This is a genomic window from Rhizobium terricola (genome assembly GCF_012927355.1).
Taxonomy (GTDB): domain Bacteria; phylum Pseudomonadota; class Alphaproteobacteria; order Rhizobiales; family Rhizobiaceae; genus Allorhizobium; species Allorhizobium terricola.
Map to the genome: position 1 here is coordinate 409012 of NZ_JABBGK010000003.1, position 19322 is coordinate 428333.

Annotated in this window: 18 protein-coding genes; 12 read left to right on the forward strand and 6 right to left on the reverse strand. The window is 63.2% G+C overall.

Translation table 11 applies throughout. The features are described from left to right. Positions 1-12: 12 nt before the first annotated feature. Both HHL25_RS16920 and HHL25_RS16925 read left to right on the forward strand, forming a co-directional pair. Positions 13-513 carry a cytochrome b gene (locus HHL25_RS16920; protein ID WP_169593748.1) on the forward strand — a complete coding sequence of 167 codons (501 nt, stop codon included), beginning with the start codon at positions 13-15 and terminating at the stop codon, positions 511-513. Positions 514-550: 37 nt separating this feature from the next. Then, positions 551-1042, forward strand: coding sequence for a DUF2867 domain-containing protein (locus tag HHL25_RS16925; protein ID WP_169593750.1), 492 nt, complete (start codon positions 551-553; stop codon positions 1040-1042). Here HHL25_RS16925 and HHL25_RS16930 read toward each other — a convergent pair. Next, positions 1032-2126, reverse strand: a complete 1095-nt coding sequence (locus tag HHL25_RS16930) for a TraB/GumN family protein (protein WP_169593752.1) — start codon at positions 2124-2126, stop codon at positions 1032-1034. The two genes, HHL25_RS16925 and HHL25_RS16930, sit on opposite strands and share 11 nt — an antisense overlap. Before the next feature lie 85 nt (positions 2127-2211). Further along, the gene (locus HHL25_RS16935) at positions 2212-3147 is read right to left on the reverse strand and encodes a tyrosine recombinase XerC (protein ID WP_169593754.1); all 936 of its coding nucleotides are present in this window, start codon (positions 3145-3147) and stop codon (positions 2212-2214) included. A 137-nt stretch (positions 3148-3284) separates the two neighbouring features. Here HHL25_RS16935 and HHL25_RS16940 point away from each other — a divergent pair, with 137 nt between their 5' ends. The 8 genes from HHL25_RS16940 (at position 3285) to HHL25_RS16975 (ending at position 12214) form a co-directional block, all read left to right on the forward strand. After that, positions 3285-4190: a GNAT family N-acetyltransferase gene (locus tag HHL25_RS16940; RefSeq protein ID WP_169593756.1), complete on the forward strand. Its 906-nt coding sequence runs from the start codon at positions 3285-3287 to the stop codon at positions 4188-4190. A 90-nt stretch (positions 4191-4280) separates the two neighbouring features. Then, a complete protein-coding gene (locus tag HHL25_RS16945; protein WP_169593758.1) occupies positions 4281-6485 on the forward strand; it encodes a primosomal protein N' in 2205 nt (734 codons plus the stop codon). A 119-nt stretch (positions 6486-6604) separates the two neighbouring features. Continuing rightward, positions 6605-6988, forward strand: a complete 384-nt coding sequence (locus tag HHL25_RS16950; protein ID WP_169593760.1) for an AGROH133_08824 family phage infection protein — start codon at positions 6605-6607, stop codon at positions 6986-6988. 261 nt (positions 6989-7249) lie between these two features. Further along, on the forward strand, positions 7250-7816 hold the full coding sequence (locus HHL25_RS16955) for a F0F1 ATP synthase subunit delta (RefSeq protein ID WP_169593762.1): 567 nt from the start codon (positions 7250-7252) through the stop codon (positions 7814-7816). Then, on the forward strand, positions 7816-9345 hold the full coding sequence (atpA, locus tag HHL25_RS16960) for a F0F1 ATP synthase subunit alpha (protein ID WP_169593764.1): 1530 nt from the start codon (positions 7816-7818) through the stop codon (positions 9343-9345). The genes HHL25_RS16955 and atpA overlap by 1 nt, the downstream gene beginning before the upstream one ends. Before the next feature lie 29 nt (positions 9346-9374). Further along, positions 9375-10253 carry a F0F1 ATP synthase subunit gamma gene (locus HHL25_RS16965; protein ID WP_169593766.1) on the forward strand — a complete coding sequence of 293 codons (879 nt, stop codon included), beginning with the start codon at positions 9375-9377 and terminating at the stop codon, positions 10251-10253. 24 nt (positions 10254-10277) lie between these two features. Continuing rightward, positions 10278-11741 (forward strand): F0F1 ATP synthase subunit beta, encoded by a 1464-nt coding sequence (atpD, locus tag HHL25_RS16970; protein ID WP_169593768.1) that lies wholly within the window; start codon positions 10278-10280, stop codon positions 11739-11741. A 65-nt stretch (positions 11742-11806) separates the two neighbouring features. Beyond that, positions 11807-12214 carry a F0F1 ATP synthase subunit epsilon gene (locus HHL25_RS16975; RefSeq protein ID WP_169593771.1) on the forward strand — a complete coding sequence of 136 codons (408 nt, stop codon included), beginning with the start codon at positions 11807-11809 and terminating at the stop codon, positions 12212-12214. Positions 12215-12290: 76 nt separating this feature from the next. Here the strand turns inward: HHL25_RS16975 and HHL25_RS16980 are convergent, their stop codons facing one another. From HHL25_RS16980 to HHL25_RS16995, 4 genes are all read right to left on the reverse strand, one after another. Continuing rightward, positions 12291-13904, reverse strand: a complete 1614-nt coding sequence (locus HHL25_RS16980; protein WP_169593772.1) for a GMC family oxidoreductase — start codon at positions 13902-13904, stop codon at positions 12291-12293. Positions 13905-13913: 9 nt separating this feature from the next. After that, positions 13914-15131: a mandelate racemase/muconate lactonizing enzyme family protein gene (locus HHL25_RS16985; protein WP_169593774.1), complete on the reverse strand. Its 1218-nt coding sequence runs from the start codon at positions 15129-15131 to the stop codon at positions 13914-13916. 62 nt (positions 15132-15193) lie between these two features. Beyond that, positions 15194-16618 (reverse strand): aldehyde dehydrogenase family protein, encoded by a 1425-nt coding sequence (locus HHL25_RS16990; protein WP_169593776.1) that lies wholly within the window; start codon positions 16616-16618, stop codon positions 15194-15196. A 101-nt stretch (positions 16619-16719) separates the two neighbouring features. After that, positions 16720-17646 carry a LysR substrate-binding domain-containing protein gene (locus tag HHL25_RS16995; RefSeq protein ID WP_205927883.1) on the reverse strand — a complete coding sequence of 309 codons (927 nt, stop codon included), beginning with the start codon at positions 17644-17646 and terminating at the stop codon, positions 16720-16722. A gap of 182 nt (positions 17647-17828) precedes the next feature. Between HHL25_RS16995 and HHL25_RS17000 the strand changes: the two genes are divergently transcribed. Both HHL25_RS17000 and HHL25_RS17005 read left to right on the forward strand, forming a co-directional pair. After that, positions 17829-18764, forward strand: coding sequence for an L-lactate dehydrogenase (locus HHL25_RS17000; protein WP_169593778.1), 936 nt, complete (start codon positions 17829-17831; stop codon positions 18762-18764). Between the two features lie 139 nt (positions 18765-18903). Next, positions 18904-19278: an ArsR/SmtB family transcription factor gene (locus tag HHL25_RS17005; RefSeq protein ID WP_169593780.1), complete on the forward strand. Its 375-nt coding sequence runs from the start codon at positions 18904-18906 to the stop codon at positions 19276-19278. Positions 19279-19322 lie beyond the last annotated feature (44 nt).

Consider the following 19322-nt stretch of genomic DNA (forward strand, 5'->3'; position numbering starts at 1 on the left):
AAGGCAACTCTGATGTCTTCCTCCCCCGTTCTTTCCTATTCCATTCCCCAGCGTCTGATCCATTGGCTGATGGCCGGCCTGATCCTTTTCAACCTCCTCTTCGCCGAAGCCATGGAAGAGGTGAGCGAAGCCTTCGAAGATGGCCAGACACCCTCCGCGGACATGATCGCATCGGCCAATATTCATGCCTATGTCGGGATTGCGGTGCTCTGTCTTGCGATCATCCGTGTCATCCTGCGTTTCACGCATGGCGCACCTGAAGCTCCGGCCGATGAGCCGCCGCTGGGTAAGATTGCCGCCAAGGTTGCTCACGGCGCCTTCTACCTGCTGTTCTTCGCCCTGCCGATCAGCGGTGCGCTGGCCTATTACGGTGGCGTCGGAGCCGCTGGCGGCATCCATGGCGGACCGATGAAGCTGCTCATGTGGATCCTGATCGTCGTGCATGTCGTGGCCGTCCTGGTGCATCAGTTCGTCTGGAAGACCACCGTTGCCCAGCGCATGACCAAAGGCTAAGTGTGCAGTCTGCGGATTGTGAGCAAGAGGAAGCGCCATGGCCCATATCGTTCCGGAAGACCCGGCGCTTCCGCATTCCGCGCTGCCGGACGCAGACTGGGCCGATCGCTATGTCGTCCTGTCGCCCGAGCGGTCCATGCCGGCGATCCGTGCGGCGCGGCTTGCGCTCGGCCAATCACCGGCCTGGGTTCGCGGGCTTCTTGGCCTGCGCAACCGCATCGTCGCGCCGTTCGGCCTCAAGGCCGCGGAAATGAAGCTCGGTGAAGCGGGCGCGGTCGGCGCCTTCCCGGTCGTCAGCGTCCGGGACGACCAGGTCGTGCTCGGCTTCGACGACAGGCATCTGAATTTCAGGATCGTGGTCGATGTGGCTGCTGCCGGAGCGGAGGGGAGCAGCGTCGCGGTGACGACGCTCGTCGACCGCCACAATCTGTTCGGCCGGCTTTATATCCTGGCCGTCACGCCGTTCCACCGGCTGATTGTTCGCACGACGCTGGCGCGCCTGGCCGATCCGGCAGTGCTCAGCCGTTGACGGCCGTGACCTTGAAACCCTGCTTGCGCAGCAACTCTACCAGCCCGCCCTTGCCTGGCAGATGAAGTGCGCCGACGGCGACGAAAACGTTGCCCTCTGCCAGCATCGGCGCGGCGCGCTCGGCCATGACCTTGTTGCGATCGAGCACGATGCGCTGTTCGAAGGCGGCGTAGCCACTCTCGTCCTCACCGGGCTTGCCTGGGGTGACGGCTGCCAGCATCGGCATCGTCATGCCGGTCTCGCCGGCAAGATAGAGCATCGTCATGGTTTCGATCACGTCGTCCATGCGGTCGCCAAGTTCAAGCGTCTCGATCAGGGCCTGCAGATGGAATTCGACCGGCAGGTCAGCCATGGCCTTGAGCTGCTCGGCGAGCGTTTCCAGTCCGGCGACCTTTTTGCCGGCTTTGATCGCATCTTCGGCGATCAGCTTGTCGAGGAAGGAGGCGCCGCCTGCCTTGCGGGCGATTTCGCAGGCCGGCAGCGCGACGAAACTCGAGATGATCCACGGCTTCATCCGGGCGACGGCGGCAAGGGCGAGCCCGCGTTCCTTCAAGCCGTCCTCCAGCAGTGTCGCGTCTTCAGCGGAAAGATGGTCGCGGATCGTCGTGCCGTCCATGAACATGGTGAGTTCCGGATGCATCAGCATCGCTGCGGCAGCCTTCTTCTCGTCGAGGATCTCGTCGGATTCGATGACGATGGTCGAGGCGTCCGCCGCAGCCTTGCGCGCGGCCGCCGGCATCGTGAGCACCCGCGGGTCGGTGACGTGCATCGTGCCAAGCAAATAGGAGGGCTTGAGGCCCTCCTTTTCGATCTTCCAGAAGAGGCCCTTGCCGTTCGGCGTCTTCTCCGCCTCGGCGAGGATTTTCCGATAGGCGGCAGGGTCACTCTGCTGAAGGCCGGGCAAGAGGTTCTTGCCGTTGCAGGTGACCGGTTCGGCGGCGTTCGCCGACGCGACCGACAGGAGTGCCACGACGACCGCGGCAAGCAACGCCAGCGGCAGGGCTGCGGCGAGCCAGAGGAGAACATCGCCCGGCGACGTCATCGTCAGCCTGTGGCGGAAGCGGTCGAAGGAAAGCGCGATCATCAGCCCGTCCGTTTTTCGGTCGCGGCACTCTAACGACGGGGCCCCTCACGTTCCATTAAAAGGTTTGGTTAATGCGGGCGCCTTCTCAGGCGCGAGGATGGGCCTTGTCGTAGACGTCGAGAAGGCGCGCGGCATCGATGCCGGTATAGACCTGTGTCGTCGAAAGGCTCGCATGGCCGAGCAATTCCTGGATGGTGCGCAGGTCGCCGCCGCTGCCGAGGAGGTGGGTCGCGAAGGAATGGCGCAGCGCGTGCGGGGTGGCCGAATCGGGCAGGCCGAGGGCCGAGCGCAGGCGCTGCATCTCGCGCTGGATGATGGCCGGCTGCAGCTTGCCCCCGCGCGCCCCGCGAAACAGCGGTTCGGTGGCCGGCAGGTGATAGGGGCAGAGTTTGGCGTAGGTGTCGACGGCCTCGTGGATCGCCGGGAGCAGGGGCACAAGCCGGGTCTTCGAGCCCTTGCCGGTGACGCGGAGTGCCGTCGGGCGGCCGGTGAAATTACCCGGCGTGAGGTCGAGCGCTTCGGAGATACGCAGGCCACAGCCATAGAGCAGGGTGAGCACCGCCGCATCGCGGGCCGCGATCCAGGGTTCGTCATGCATCTGGGCCTCGCGGCTGACGACGGTCATCGCCTGGCTGCCGGACAGCGGTTTGGGCAGAGACTTGGGTTGCTTCGGGGAGCGTATCGCGCCGGCGCCGGCGGCGTTGACCAGGCCCTTCCGTTCGAGGTGCCTGAGGAATGACCTGAGGCCCGCCAGATGACGTCCGAGCGAGCGGGCGCCCGCCCCCTCCTTGCGGCGGAAGGCCAGAAAGGATCGAAGGTCTGCCGGGCGCAGGGCCGAGACATCGCTGATGCTCGCCGGCCCGCCGACATGAGCCGTCAGAAAGGAAAGGAACTGCCGGGTATCGCGCTCATAGGCATCGAGCGTATTGGCGGCAAGCCTGCGTTCGCCGGCGAGACTCTCCAGCCAGGCGGCCCGTTCGGCCAGCAGGTCTTCGGCGGCGAGGATCAGCAGCTTGTCCACGCTGTTTCCTTTGCAAAATCGTGTCGGTGGAGCATGTCATCCCGATCGTTAGGGAATGGCTAACGCAGGAATTGTCTGTCATTCTTCGATCACATTGGACTGCGATAGAATTGAGCCCGGTTTGATCGGAGTTTTGCATGACGCGGCGTGATTCGATGACCACTTTCGAGCAATTCGCCGAGGCCGTGGCGCTGGTTTCGCATGGCAAGCCCGGCCACATCGTCGATACGCTGATTGCCGAGCGCGGCCAGAAGATCGTCAAGAGCCCTCTTTGGCCGGTCATGCGGCCCTTCCTCTACACATTGCTGCGCTACGCCAAGGCGATCGAGTTCGCCAACGACATCGCCAACATGCCCGGTTGCCAGGCCTTCGAGTATCTCAGCGATATCCTCAGGCTTGAAACCAATGTCAGGTTCGGCGAACGAATCCCCGACCGTGGCGGGTTCATCCTGGTCAGCAATCATCCGACCGGGATCGCGGACGGCATCGCCATGTTCGACCTGCTGAAGGAGCGCCGGCCGGACATGATGTTCTTTGCCAATCGTGATGCGTTGCGCGTCAATCCGCGCTTTGCCGAGATGGTCATTCCCGTCGAGTGGCGGGAGGAGCACAAGAGCAAATTGAAGGCGCGCGAGACTCTCAAGCTGACGACGCGGGCGGTCGAGGAGCAGAAGGCGACGGTTCTCTTTCCCTCCGGGCGCATCGCCTACTGGGCGAACGGCCGGTTGAATGAGAGGCCGTGGAAGACGTCCGCGGTCGGACTGTCGCGCAAATACAATCTGCCGATCCTGCCGGTTCACATGGCGGCGCGCAATTCGGGGCTGTTCTACTGGTTCGCCAAATGGTCGACGGAACTGCGCGACATGACGGTATTCCACGAACTCTTGAACAAGAAGGGCGACCGGTTCGACTTCACGGTTGGCCGGATGATCCAGCCGGACCAGTTGAGCGGTGATCCGGTCGACGTGACGGCCGCGCTCGAACGGCATACCGTCCATGCGCTCGCGGCGGACGGCAATGCGGAATTCGGTTCCGGCATATGACCGGTCGCATCGCTCAGCTTCCCTGATCCTCTGCACGGCGCCGCCTTTTCGGTTTTCTTTCCAGCCGCGCAAGGGCAAACATGACGTCCCATGAAAGACGATTCGCCCGGACTTTTCGGCCCGCTGCCAACATCCCGCGTCGTGCCCGTGCTGGTGCCGATGCCGGCACCTGTCGCCTATAGCTATAGCGTTCCGGCCGGAATGGCTGTCGAGGCAGGCTCGATCGTGCAGGTACCACTTGGTCCGCGACAGGTCATCGGCGTGGTCTGGGACGGACCGGACGGCGGATCAGTCGATCCGAAGAAGCTGCGGCCGATCAGCAAGGTGTTCGATTGCCCGCCGCTCGACAAGGACATGCGCACCTTCCTCGACTGGGTGGCGGCCTATACGCTTTCCCCGCCCGGCTATGTCGCGCGCATGGCACTGCGGGCACCGGCGGCCTTCGATCCGGAACCGATGGTCGAGGGTTTTCGTTTTTCCGGCATCGAGCCGGAGCGCATGACGCCGGCGCGCCGCAAGGTGCTCGATCTTGCGGCCGACGGGCTGTCCTGGACGAAGAGCGGCCTTGCCCATGCGAGCGGCGTTTCGGCGAGCGTGATCGACGGCCTCGCGACCCAGGGCGTATTCGAGACGATCTTCCTGCCGCCGCCGCCGCTCGTGGCGCGACCGGATCCGGATTTCGCTGCTCATCGGCTTGCCGGTCCGCAGAAGGAAGCCGCCGACGAAATCCTCGACGGTATCGCCAAGGGCGGCTTTTCCGTCGCGCTGATCGACGGTGTCACCGGTTCCGGCAAAACGGAGGTCTATTTCGAGGCGATTGCCGAGACGCTGCGACGGGGCAAGCAGGTGCTGATCCTCCTGCCGGAAATCGCGCTCACCGCCAATTTCCTCGAACGCTTCCAGGACCGGTTCGGCGCCAAGCCCGGCGAATGGCATTCCGATCTGGCGACCCGCACCCGCGAGAAGGTCTGGCGGCAGACGGCGACGGGCGAGATCCGCGTCGTCGCGGGCGCGCGCTCGGCCCTGTTCCTGCCCTTCGAGGAACTGGGCCTGATCATCGTCGACGAAGAGCACGATCCGGCCTTCAAACAGGAAGACCGGGTCTTCTACAATGCGCGCGACATGGCGGTGGTCAGGGCGCGGATCTCCGGCTTTCCCGTCGTCCTGGTCTCGGCCACCCCGTCGGTCGAAAGCCAGGTGAACTGCCAGGCCGGCCGGTATCGGCGCATCCACCTGCCGACCCGCTTTGCCGATGCGGCCCTGCCCGATCTGCATCTCGTCGACATGCGTCGCCATCCGCCGGAGCGCGGCGGCTTCCTGTCTCCCATCCTGCTGAAGGCGATCGGCAAGACGGTCGAGCGCCAGGAACAGGCGCTGCTGTTCCTCAACCGGCGGGGTTATGCGCCGCTGACGCTTTGCCGCGTGTGCGGTCATCGCTTCCAGTGCCCGCAATGCTCGAGCTGGTTGGTCGAACACCGTTTTCGCGGCCAGATACAGTGCCACCAATGCGGCTATGCCGAGCCGACGCCGCAGGCATGTCCCGAATGCGGAACGCTCGATCATCTCGTTGCCTGCGGTCCCGGCGTCGAGCGGATTGCGGAAGAGGTGGAGCGGCATTTTCCCGACGCGCGCACGCTGGTGCTCTCCTCAGACCTCGGCGGGGTCAAGCGGCTGCGGCTCGAACTGGAGGCCATCGCCAACGGGGAGGCGGATATCGTCATCGGCACGCAGCTGGTCGCCAAGGGGCATAATTTCCCGCTGATGACGCTGGTCGGGATCGTCGATGCCGACATCGGGCTCGCCAACGGCGATCCGAGGGCGGCCGAGCGCACCTTTCAGCTTCTCTCCCAGGTAACCGGCCGGGCCGGACGAACCGGACGCAAGAGCCACGGGTTGCTGCAGACCTTCCAGCCGATGCATCCGGTGATGCAGGCGCTGGTGTCGGGGGATGCGACCGCCTTCTACGAGCGGGAGATCGCCGAACGGGAGCGAGCTGCCCTGCCGCCCTTCGGCCGTCTGGTCTCGATCATCGTCTCGGCCGATACACGGCCAGAGGCCGAGACGCATGCGCGCCAGCTCCGGCAGTCGGCGCCCATCGAGCGCGACATCGCCATTCTCGGTCCGGCGGAGGCGCCGCTCGCACTGATCCGCGGGCGTCACCGGTTCCGCCTGCTGGTGCATGGACGGCGCAACAGCGACATGCAGGGCTTCGTCCGGCAGATGCTGGCGAACGGTCCCAAGGAGCGGAAGTCGATCCAGGTCCAGGTCGACGTCGATCCGCAGAGCTTCCTCTAGCGTCCGGTCGGTCCCGGCGTTGCGCAAAAGCCGAGAAAAAAGCCGCCGGGCCGATACCTCGCCCGTCAATCTTGTGCGATAAGCGCGTCTCTCGATTTGCTTGAAGACGGGGACTGACGATGGAGTTCTATTTTCCGACGGAATTCGGCGAGCAGCTGGCTTTCGGTGCCGCCGCAATCGCGGGGGTGATCGGCTTGCTGGTCATGTTTGCACCGGGGCTGACGCTGAGATTTTTCGCGCTTGAACCGCGCGACATGCGGCCGGACGGCTATGGCGCGGTTCGCTCGGCCGGAGGGCTGATCACCGGATTTTCCGCAACGGCCCTGCTTCTGGCTCAGCCGATGGTCTATCTCGCGTTCGGTGCCGCGCTCGCGCTGGCTGCCTTCGGACGCATTCTGTCGATCATGTCCGATCGTGGCGCGACCGTTCGCAATTTTCTACTTCTGGTAGTGGAGATTGTTCTTGCAGCGTTGCCGATCGTTTACGTGTTCGGACTGGTCTGACGGGAGCGAGCGGCAGGTCTGGTCGCGGTTTTGCCAATTTGACGCAGAATTCGACAAAATTGCAGCCAAGGCCTTGTCCTAAAGGCTTATTCCGTTAATACGCGTGTTGCGAGTCCAAACTTCCTATGCTAGACGGACCGCGAAATTCGGAAAACGCAAGCGGGCGACCTTTGTGTTTTTCAGGAAAAACCTAACGATTTCAGGGAAATATCGCTTCGGCTGTCGATGCGAAAAAGACCTGGGTCAAAATCAGGGAATATTTTGCCCGTGGCAGACACATCCCAAGTCATTTCAGGTGTGGCGGAGCGCTATGCGACGTCCCTTTTTGAGTTGGCCCTCGAGGCTGGCTCGCTCGACGCGGTCGGCGCCGATCTCAATCGTTTCCAGGCCATGATCGACTTGAGCGATGACCTGAAGCGGCTGGTCGCCTCGCCCGTGTTTTCGGCCGAAGACCAGACCAAGGCGATCGTCGCCATCTGTGAGAAGGCCGGTCTCGGTGGTCTCGTCGCAAACTTCCTGAAGGTTGTTGCCGGCAATCGCCGTCTCTTCGCCGTTTCGGGCATGATCGCCGCCTTCCGGCAGATCGCAGCCCGCCATCGTGGCGAAATCACGGCCGATGTGAAGTCGGCTCATGCCCTGTCTTCCGAGCAGGAAAACGAATTGAAGGCGGCGCTGAAGAGCGTCACCGGCAAGGACGTAACGATCGCGGTCACGATCGATCCGTCCATTCTCGGTGGTCTGATCGTCAAGGTCGGCTCGCGCCAGATCGACACGTCTCTTCGCACCAAACTTTCCACCCTTAAGCTTGCACTGAAAGAGGTTGGCTGATGGATATCCGCGCCGCGGAAATTTCCGCAATTCTTAAAGATCAAATCAAAAACTTCGGCAAAGAGGCGGAAGTCTCCGAAGTCGGTCAGGTGCTCTCCGTCGGTGACGGTATTGCCCGCGTCTACGGTCTCGACAACGTCCAGGCCGGCGAAATGGTCGAGTTCCCCGGCGGCATCCGCGGCATGGCGCTGAACCTCGAAGCCGACAACGTCGGTGTCGTTATTTTCGGTTCGGACCGTGACATCAAGGAAGGCGACACCGTCAAGCGGACCGGCGCCATCGTTGACGTTCCGGTTGGTCCGGAACTGCTCGGCCGCGTCGTCGACGCGCTCGGCAATCCGATCGACGGCAAGGGCCCGATCAATGCGACCCGCCGTTCGCGCGTCGACGTCAAGGCTCCCGGCATCATTCCGCGCAAGTCGGTTCATGAGCCGATGTCGACCGGCCTCAAGGCCATCGACGCGCTGATCCCGGTCGGCCGCGGCCAGCGCGAGCTGGTCATCGGTGACCGCCAGACCGGCAAGACCGCCATCATTCTCGACACGATCCTGAACCAGAAGGCCATTCACGACAATGGTCCGGACGGCGACAAGCTGTTCTGCGTCTACGTCGCTATCGGCCAGAAGCGTTCGACGGTTGCCCAGTTCGTGAAGGTTCTCGAAGAGCGTGGCGCTCTCAAGTACTCGATCATCGTTGCCGCAACGGCGTCCGATCCGGCTCCGATGCAGTACCTCGCACCGTTTGCCGGCGCTGCCATGGGCGAGTATTTCCGCGACAACGGCATGCATGCCCTGATCGGCTACGACGACCTTTCCAAGCAGGCCGTCGCCTATCGTCAGATGTCGCTGCTGCTGCGCCGTCCGCCGGGCCGCGAAGCCTATCCGGGCGACGTCTTCTACCTGCATTCCCGCCTTCTCGAGCGCGCTGCAAAGCTCTCCGACGAAAAGGGTGCCGGCTCGCTGACCGCTCTGCCGGTCATCGAAACCCAGGGTAACGACGTTTCGGCCTTCATTCCGACCAACGTGATCTCGATCACCGACGGCCAGATCTTCCTCGAAACCGACCTGTTCTACCAGGGCATCCGCCCGGCCGTTAACGTCGGTCTGTCGGTTTCGCGCGTCGGTTCGGCCGCGCAGATCAAGGCGATGAAGCAGGTTGCCGGCTCGATCAAGGGCGAACTCGCCCAGTATCGCGAAATGGCAGCCTTCGCCCAGTTCGGTTCCGACCTAGACGCCTCGACCCAGCGCCTGCTGAACCGCGGTGCACGCCTGACCGAACTTCTGAAGCAGCCGCAGTTCTCGCCGCTGAAGACCGAAGAACAGGTTGCCGTGATCTTCGCCGGCGTTAACGGTTACCTCGATAAGATCGCCGTCAACCAGATCGGCAAGTTCGAGCAGGGCCTGCTCTCCTACCTTCGCTCGGAAGACAAGGCCATTCTCGACGCCATCCGCACGGAAAAGGCTATCAGCGACGACACCAAGGGTAAGCTCAAGGTTGCTCTCGACTCGTTCGCCAAGTCTTTCGCGTAATCGGGGCTCAAGCCAAGGACGGATAACGGATGCCTTCACTTAAGGATCTGAAAAACCGGATCGCCTCCGTCAAGGCGACGCAGAAAATCACCAAGGCGATGAAAATGGTCGCCGCGGCGAAGCTGCGTCGTGCGCAGGAGGCGGCCGAGGCCGCACGTCCCTATTCGCAGCGCATGGGTGCCGTCCTTGCCAACATCGCTCAGGCGGTCGGCAGCGATGACGGTGCACCGAAGCTGATGACCGGGACCGGCAGGGACGATGTGCATCTGCTCATCGTCTGCACGGCCGAGCGCGGCCTTTGCGGCGGTTTCAACTCGCAGATCGCCCGCTTTGCCCGCGATCACGCCCGCAAGCTCCTGGCGGCCGGCAAGACCGTCAAGATCTTCTGCGTCGGCAAGAAGGGTTACGACAGCCTGCGTCGCGAATTCTCCGCCAACATCGTCGAGCGCACCGATCTGCGCGAAGTCAAGCGCGTCGGTTTTGAAAATGCCGATACGATTGGCCGCAAGGTCATCTCGATGTTCGAGAAGGGCGAGTTCGACGTCGCGACGTTGTTCTATTCGGAATTCAAGTCGGTCATCAGCCAGGTGCCGACCGCTCAGCAACTGATCCCGGCTGCCGCTCCGGAAGCGGTTGCCACGACCGGTGCTGCCGCCGTCTACGAATATGAGCCCGATGCCGGCGCGATCCTCGAGGATCTCATCCCGCGCAATATCTCGGTGCAGATCTTCCGGGCCCTGCTCGAAAACGTCGCCGGTGAAATGGGCGCCAAGATGAGCGCGATGGACAATGCGACGCGCAATGCTGGTGAGATGATCAACAAGCTCACGCTTTCGTACAACCGTCAGCGCCAGGCCCAGATCACCAAGGAACTCATTGAAATCATTTCGGGCGCGGAAGCGCTCTGAGGTTAAGGAAAGAGGGTAAGAAACATGGCTAAGGCAGCTACCCCGAAATCTACCGCGGCGAAGGCCGCAGCCGGCTCCGCAGGCCGGGTTACTCAGGTCATCGGCGCTGTTGTTGACGTTGCGTTCGACGGCGAGCTGCCTGCGATCCTGAACGCGCTGGAAACCGACAACGGTGGCAACCGCCTCGTTCTCGAAGTTGCCCAGCACCTCGGTGAAAACCAGGTTCGCACGATCGCCATGGACTCGACCGAAGGTCTGGTTCGCGGTCAGCCGGTCAAGGATACCGGCGCTCCGATCACCGTTCCGGTCGGTCCCGAGACCCTCGGCCGCATCATGAACGTCATCGGCGAGCCGGTCGACGAAGCCGGTCCGCTCACCACGTCCGGCAAGCGCGCCATCCACCAGGAAGCCCCGGCCTACATCGAGCAGTCGACCGAAGCCCAGATCCTGGTTACCGGCATCAAGGTCGTCGACCTTCTCGCTCCTTACGCAAAGGGCGGCAAGATCGGCCTGTTCGGTGGCGCAGGCGTCGGCAAGACCGTTCTCATCATGGAACTGATCAACAACGTCGCCAAGGCGCACGGTGGTTACTCGGTGTTCGCAGGCGTGGGTGAACGTACCCGCGAAGGCAACGACCTCTATCACGAAATGATCGAGTCGGGCGTTAACAAGCACGGCGGCGGCGAAGGCTCCAAGGCCGCGCTCGTCTACGGCCAGATGAACGAGCCGCCGGGCGCACGCGCTCGCGTCGCTCTCACCGGTCTGACGATCGCTGAAGACTTCCGCGACAAGGGCCAGGACGTTCTGTTCTTCGTCGACAACATCTTCCGCTTTACCCAGGCAGGTTCCGAAGTGTCGGCTCTGCTCGGCCGTATTCCTTCGGCCGTGGGCTATCAGCCGACGCTGGCAACCGACATGGGCGCCATGCAGGAACGCATCACCACCACGACCAAGGGTTCGATCACCTCGGTTCAGGCCATTTACGTTCCGGCCGACGACTTGACCGACCCGGCTCCGGCCACCTCGTTCGCCCACCTGGACGCAACGACCGTTCTGTCGCGCTCGATCGCTGAAAAGGGTATCTACCCGGCCGTTGACCCGCTCGACTCCACCTCGCGCATGCTCGACCCGATGGTTGTCGGCGAAGAGCACTACGAAGTGGCTCGTAAGGTCCAGTCGACCCTGCAGCGCTACAAGGCTCTCCAGGACATCATCGCCATCCTCGGCATGGACGAACTGTCCGAAGACGACCGTCTGGCCGTTGCCCGCGCCCGCAAGATCGAGCGCTTCCTGTCGCAGCCGTTCTTCGTCGCCGAAGTCTTCACCGGTTCGCCGGGTAAGCTGGTTGCTCTCGAAGACACGATCAAGGGCTTCAAGGGTCTCGTCAACGGCGAGTATGACCACCTGCCGGAAGCTGCCTTCTACATGGTCGGCTCGATGGACGAGGCGATCGAAAAGGCCAAGAAGCTGGCCGCTGAAGCTGCCTGATAACGGACTTGGCGCGCGCTTCTCGGCGCGCGCCGTTCCCGCCTCTATCGAAGAAGTGAACAACCATGGCTGACAATTTCAATTTTGAACTCGTTTCGCCCGAGCGCCTGCTGCTTTCCGAAAAGGTGAGCGAAGTTGTCATTCCGGCAACCGAAGGCGAAATGACCGTCATGGCCAATCACGCGCCGACGATGACGACGATCAAGCCGGGCGTGGTTTCGGTCAAGCTGGCCTCGGGTCAGGTGACCAAGTATGTGGTTTTCGGCGGTTTTGCCGACATCGTTCCGACCGGCTGCACGCTGCTTGCCGAATCGGCTGTCGCACTCACCGATCTCAACCGCGAGACGCTCAGCAAGCGCATCGAAGACGCCCGTGCAGAACTCAAGGCGACTGAGAGCCATGAGCACCGCACCCGTCTCGAGCAGTATCTCGACGAGCTTACCCATCTGAACGGCATCCTGATCGCCGCCTGATGGCAGGTCGGCCTTAGCGGGTCGGATAACGAAATTCAAAAAGCCGGGCCTTGGGTCCGGCTTTTTCGTTTTCCGTCTACCGGGCGTCCTCGAGGACCAGGTCCGCTGCCTTCTCCGCGACCATCATGGTCGGCGCGTTGATGTTGCCGGCCGTCACATTGGGGAAGATGGAGGCGTCAACGATCCTCAGACCTGCAAGGCCGTGCACCCGCAGGCGATGGTCAACCACGGCGTCCTGCCTATCCGGACCCATCGCACAGGTCCCGCAGAGGTGATAGATCGAACCGCTGTTCTGTCGAAAATAGTCGAGAAGCTGTTCATCACTTTCCGCCGACGGAGAGGGGGAAACCTCTTCCTCGATGATGCCCGCCAGGGCGGGTGCCGCCGCAATCCGGCGAACGAGCCGGCTGCCTTGAACGGCCTCCGCGACATCGTCTTCGGTGGAAAGGAAGTTCGGGCGGATCAATGGTGCTGCGGAGGGGTCCGGCGAGCCGAGGAGGATGTCGCCACGGCTGGTTGGCCTGCAGGGGTTGAACGCTATCAGGAAGCCGGGATAGGGCTCCGGGCGAAGTCCGGCGCCGGGATTGTTCGGGATACGATAGGACAGCGGATTGAAATACAGCTGGATATTGGGTCTCGTGGCGTCCGGGCTCCCGCGGAAAAAGCCGCCGGCCTGGTTCACGCTCATCGCGAACGGGCCCTTGCCGGCCAGCAGATACTGCAGCCCGAACGCCGCCTGTCCGATGAGGCTGGCAAAGCTGCCGTTCAACGTTGGCCGGTTGGCGCGATAGTAGAAGCTGGCGCAAAGATGATCCTGAAGGTTCCTACCGACGGCCGGCAGGTGGTATCTTGTCTCGATACCCACGGCCGATAGCCGGCTACCATCGCCTATCCCGGACAGCTGCAGCAACTTGGGGGAATCCACCGCGCCTGCGGCCAGGATCACCTCGCGACGGGCGGAGAACCGTCGACGCCGTCCTTCCTGAATGACTTCGACACCCTCGAGGCGGCCGTTTGCAGCGAATAGAAGGCGCTGTGCGACGGCGTTTCGCTCGACGGCGAGATTGCTGCGCTTCAGGGCGGGGCGGAGATACTCGGCACTCGAGTGCGAGCGGCGCCCACGGCGGGTGTTGATGTCATAGACGCCGGCGCCCTCGATCGACGAACCATTGAAATCCTGATTTGCCGGAAGGCCGAGTTCGGCACAGGCGGCGAGAAACGCATCGCTGACAGGGTGGGTCATGCCGCGCATCGGCGTCACATGGATAGGCCCCCGGTCGCCATGCCAGTCCGATGCGCCCCGGGCGTGGGTTTCCATCTTCTTGAAGTGGGGCAACACGTCTTCAGCGCCCCAGCCGGGATTGCCTGCCGCCCGCCAGTCGTCAAAATCCTGAGCCGCTCCGCGGACGAAGACCATCGCGTTGATCGAGCCAGAACCGCCCTGCACCTTGCCGCGCGGCACGTAAAGGCGCCGGTTGGCGAGCTCGGGCTCGGGTTCGGTCGAGTACATCCAGTTGACCTTGGGATTGTAGTAGCTCTTCGCATAGCCGACGGGGATCTTGAACCAGAACGAATCATCGCTCCCGCCTGCCTCGACCAGCAAGACGCTGTGGCGCCCGTCTTCGCTGAGCCGGCTGGCGAGGATGCAGCCAGCCGAACCCGCGCCGATGATGATGAAGTCGAATGTCATGGCCCTTGATCAGCCCTTGGCCGGGATGAAGGCTTTGACGTCGGCTGGCTCGGCTGCCATCTGCAGGTGAAGGCGGTCGCCGGTATAGGGGCTATGGCGTTGGACAACCTCCAGGTCGAGCTCGATCCCGAGGCCCGGCTCTCGCGAGGGGATCAGGTAGCCATCGTCGAACTGAAGCTTGGACTTCAATACCTCCGCGTGGAACCCGCCGAAATCGATGATCGCCTCGTGGATCAGGAAGTTTGGCGTGGCCGCCGAAAGCTGGATGCTGGCGGCCGCGCCGACCGGGCCGTTGTAGAGATGCGGAGCGATCTGGGCATAGAAAGCCTCGGCCATGCCGGCGATCTTCTTGGCTTCCAGCAGGCCGCCGACGCGGGCGACATTCATCTGCAGGATCGAGGCAGCCCCGGTCTGGAGAACGCGCTGAAACTCGTATTTGGTGGTGAGCCGCTCGCCGGTCGAGACCGGAATGGATGTGCCCCGCGCTACCTCCGCCATCGCGGCCTCCTGACCCGGGGGAACAGGTTCCTCGAACCACAGCGGGTCGTATTTTTCCAGCCGCTTGGCGAGCCTTATCGCCGAGGACGGAACCATCTGTCCGTGGGTGCCGAAGAGGATCTCGGCGCGGTTGCCGATCGCGTCGCGGATCTTACGGCAGAACTCCTCGCAGCGATCCATGACGCCGAGCGAAAGCTGATGCCCGGAATAGTTGGTATAGGGTCCGGCCGGATCGAACTTCACTGCGGTGAAGCCCATCTCGACCATACGGACCGCCTCTTCCGCAGCAAGGTCGGGATCGTTGTAGTCGTATTCACCGGCCGCATTCTTCGGGTAGAGATAGGTGTAGGCCCTGAGCCTCTCATGTACCGTGCCGCCGAGCAGGTCTGCGACCGGCCGGCCGGCAGCCTTGCCGATAATGTCCCAGCAGGCGATCTCGAGGCCGGAGACGATGCCCATCATCGTCGGGTCGGGCCGCTGCGTGAAGCCGCTCGAATAGGCGGCGCGCCAGAAGCGTTCGATCCGGTGCGGGTCGTGGCCCAGGAGATAACGCTCAAAGACGTCCTCGATCAGTGGCACCAGTCCGGAAGGATGGAAGGCGCTGTCGTAGAGTTCGCCGACGCCCTTGATGCCGCAGGCCGTCTCAAGCTCGACGAAGATCCAGTACATCCCGCCGACATGCGGCGGCGGAACGGCGACGACATGGGTCTTGAGCGATGCGATCTTCATGGTTGTTCCCCGGGGCAATCTGTTTGGAGTGTTGGGCAGTGTGGCGTCGTCAGGCTCGTCGGTCAGTGCTTCAGGACGACGAGCCGGGTCTGGGTGAATTCCAGCATGCCGTGCTTGCCGTCGTCGCCGCCGAGGCCGGACCGTTTCCAGCCGGCGTGGTAGCCCTGGTAGGGATCGGCGGGGAAACGGTTCACGTAGAGCTCGCCGGCCTCGATCTCCGTCGCGGCTTTCATCACCTTGCGGTAGTTCTCGGTGAACACCACGGAGGCGAGGCCGAACTGGTGATCGCTGGCCATCACCAGTGCATGGTCGAAATCGCCATAGGACATCACGGCCAGTACCGGACCAAAAATCTCCTCCCGTACGATCTCCATGTCCTGCCGGCAATGGGAAAGAAGTGTCGGCGGGTAGAAGTAGCCTTCGCCCGGCGGAATGAAGCCGCCTGTCTCGACCTTCGCGCCGTCCTCCCTGGCACGCTCGACCATGTGGTGGACCCGCAGGCGCGCGGCGGCGTTGGCGAGAGGTCCCATGTGATCGGGTGCAGCCCCTCGGTCGCCATACGACCGTGCGGAAAAGGCATCGCGCAATTTCTGGAGGAGAGCCCCGTGTACCGAATGGTGCACGTAGAGCCGCTCGACGGAGGTGCAGACCTGTCCGCAATGGGCCGTCTTCGCGGCAAGGACCATGCGTGTCACCGCATCGAGGTCCGCGTCCGGCTCGACGATGACGGGCGTCTTGCCGCCGAGCTCAAGCGAGGGCTTGGCGATATTGGCCTTGCAGTATTCGAGAACCGTCTGGCCGGCCGCGACGCTGCCGGTGAGCGTAATCATGCCAACCTCGGGGCGCGTGCACATGACGCCGGCCGTCTCGTGGGTCATGGCCATGATGCTGACCAGGCCAGACGGAAGTCCCGCCTCCTCGATCGCTTCGGCGAACACCATGGCCGACGTGGGTGTGGTGTTGCTCGGCCGGACGACCACCGCGTTGCCGGTGATGAGCGCGGGCGCGATCTTGCGGACCAGCGTGTAGATCGGGAAGTTGAAGGGGATCAGGCAGGCGACGACGCCGATCGGGGCGCGCATCAGCATTAGCGTTTCGTCGGGCGTGTCGCTCTCGATGACTTCGCCCTCGATGCGTCGCGCCCATTCGGCGTGATAGCGCATCAGGACGACGGCGTAAGTGGTCTCCGCGAGGGCATCCGCGTGGCTCTTTCCCGATTCGCGCGCCAGCGCCTCACCGATCCGATCAGCCTTGCGTTCGACCGCGTCAGCGAGACGCCGAAGTGCGTCGGCCCGCTCGATGGCCGGCAGCTTCGCCCAGCTTCTCTGGGCGGCTTTCGCCAGATCGACGGCTTCGATCACATCGGCTTCGCTTGCCATCGTGCCGTGTGCAAAAGGCTTGCCGCTTGCCGGGTTGACGACCTCGATCGACGGGTGCGCGCCGCCTTCGATGAAGCGGCCGCCTATGAAGTTGCCATGGATGTTCATCGGCGTTTCCTCCCGCAGCGGATCATCCGCCAAGTAGGATCCGCCACGCCCTCCGGTGCAAGCGAGTTATTTTCTGGTTCATCATTCCAAAAAGGAATGTTTCAGAGAGAGGCCGTCTTCCTGGTGGCGGGTTCCTCAGGGGCGAGCTCCGTGCCGAGCCACCGGCGGAAGGCCGCCACATTGGCCGTTTCGGGCTGTTCCGTGCGGGTCACGAGCCAATAGGATTCATGGCCCTCGACCTCCACGTCGAGAACCTGCACCAGCCGGCCGCTTTCCATCAACGGGGCGACCATGGCGCGGTCCGCGACCGTGACGCCAAGCCCGCTGCAGGCCGCTTCGATCGCCATGTCGAGCAGATCGAATTCGAGACCGCCGCGCGTGTCCGTGTTGCTGAGGTCGGCGGCGTCGAGCCAGTGCTGCCAGGTCAGGTAACGCTGGTCGGAAGAGGCGAGCACATGCAGGAAGGTCAGCCCGGAGAGATCGATCGGCTGACCCGAAGTCCGGCCGGCCAGCAGTTGCGGGGCGCAGACGGCGATATGGCGTTCGGTCATCAGCAGCTGCGACTGCAGCAATGGCCATTCACCGTCGCCGAAGCGGATCGCGCAGTCGAGAATGCTGCGCTCCGTCAGGCTGTCCTGCAGGTCGGTGGTGATGCTGATCTCGATGTCCGGCAGAAAGGCGCGCAGGCTGCCGAGGCGTGGCATGAGCCAGCGCTTGGCGAATGTCGGCGGCACGTTGATGCGAAGCCGGTGGTGGTTGCTCTTTTCCATGATGTTGCGGACGACGAGTTCCACGCCGTGGAATGCCTGCTGCAACGCTTCCAGCAACTCGACGCCCGAGGGCGTCAATTCGAGATGATGATGGCGACGGATGACCAGCGTCTCGCCGAGCTGCTCCTCCAGATTACGCACCTGGCGGCTGACGGCGCTCTGGGTCAGGTTCAGCCGGTCGGCGGCGCGGGTGAAGCTGCGGGTCTGGCCCACCACCTCGAAGACCTTCATGGCTGAAAGGGCCGGCAACTTTCGCATGATTGTCCCATCTCGTCCGTGGATCGCTCGGTGTCGTCACATCATTCAAACAAAGGCAGCGTAACGACGTCACGCAGTTTCGCCTCCAGCTTTCTGTCGCGCAAGTCTTCGACTAGGATCAGCGCGCGGCGGACGGCATGGCCGTTTCGGCCAACGGAATTGAACGAGGGAGATCCGGGATCATGAAAGTCGGTATCGTCGGGGCGGGCATGGTCGGAAGCTCGGCGGGCTACGCCCTTGCCCTCATGGGCATTGCCAGCGACCTCGTGCTGGTCGACAAGAATGCCGCCCTCGCCCTTGCCCAGGCGGAGGACATCTCCCATGCCGTGCCTTTCGTCTCGGCGACCACGGTGATTGCCGGGGACTACGCTGCGCTGGCCGGGGCACGCGTGGTGATCATCGCTGCCGGCGTCAGCCAGAAACCCGGCGAGAGCCGGCTGGAACTTCTGGAGCGCAATGCCGCGGTGTTTCGCGATGTGGTCGCAGCCGTGCTCAGGGTGGCACCCGAGGCGATCCTGCTGATCGCCTCCAATCCGGTTGACATCATGACCCAGATCGCCACTCGCCTTTCCGGCCTGCCGCCGCAGCGGGTCATCGGCTCGGGCACCATTCTCGATACGGCGCGCTTCCGCAGCCTGGTCGGCCGTCATCTCGGGATCTCGCCGCAGTCGGTGCATGCCTATGTGCTCGGGGAGCATGGAGACAGCGAGGTTCTGGCCTGGTCCAGTGCCCGGGCCGGTTCGATCGCGCTCGGCTCGTTTGCCGATCAGGTGGTCAAGCCCCTGACCGACGAAGTCCGGTTGTCGATCGATGACGGTGTGCGCAATGCGGCCTACAAGATCATCAACGGCAAGGGATCGACCTATTACGGGATCGGGGCGGGTCTGGCGCGGATCGTCAAGGCGATCGCCCAGGACCAATGCGACGTCCTTTCGGTATCGATCGTCACGGCGAAGGTCGCCGACATCGAAGACGTGGCCCTGTCCATCCCGCGGGTGATAGGCGCCGGGGGCGTGATTGCCGATCTCTTTCCCGATCTCGATGACGGGGAGTATCAGTCGCTCAATCGCAGCGCCTCGATCCTCAAGGAACGTGCCGAGTCCGTCCGGCTCGCCTGACGCATGAGCCGGGCGAAGCCGGTTTACCATGGGCCTTTCGGACCAAGCTTCGACACAAACCTGCATTATTGGCATTTTCGTGCGCGGCGCGATATCGTATAGGCGATTGCGTATATATCTCACGAGGTCGGACCGCTTCATGAACTTACCGCAGATCAAGGCCGGGATGGAAAAGGAACAGCTCGAAGGCTTCATGTCGAAAGCCCGTGCTGCCAGCACTCTCCTCAAGGCGCTGTCCCACGAAACGCGCCTGCTGATCCTCTGCATCCTGAGCCAGGGAGAGAAGACGGTTGGCGAGATCGAAGGGATCCTGGGCCTACAGCAGGCGGTGGTGTCGCAACAGCTCGCGCGTCTCCGGCTGGAACAGATCGTCCAGACGCGCCGCGAGGGCCGGCTCATCTACTACATGATCGCCGATCCCGCACTCAACGAGCTGATTTCGGTCCTCTACAGCATGTATTGCGAGCCGCGCACGGTCGTGCCCTTTGCTCCGGTCGCGTCTGCCGACGACTGAACCCGTTCGAGGCGACGGTCCTCCGATCTCTCCATGGCATCCCG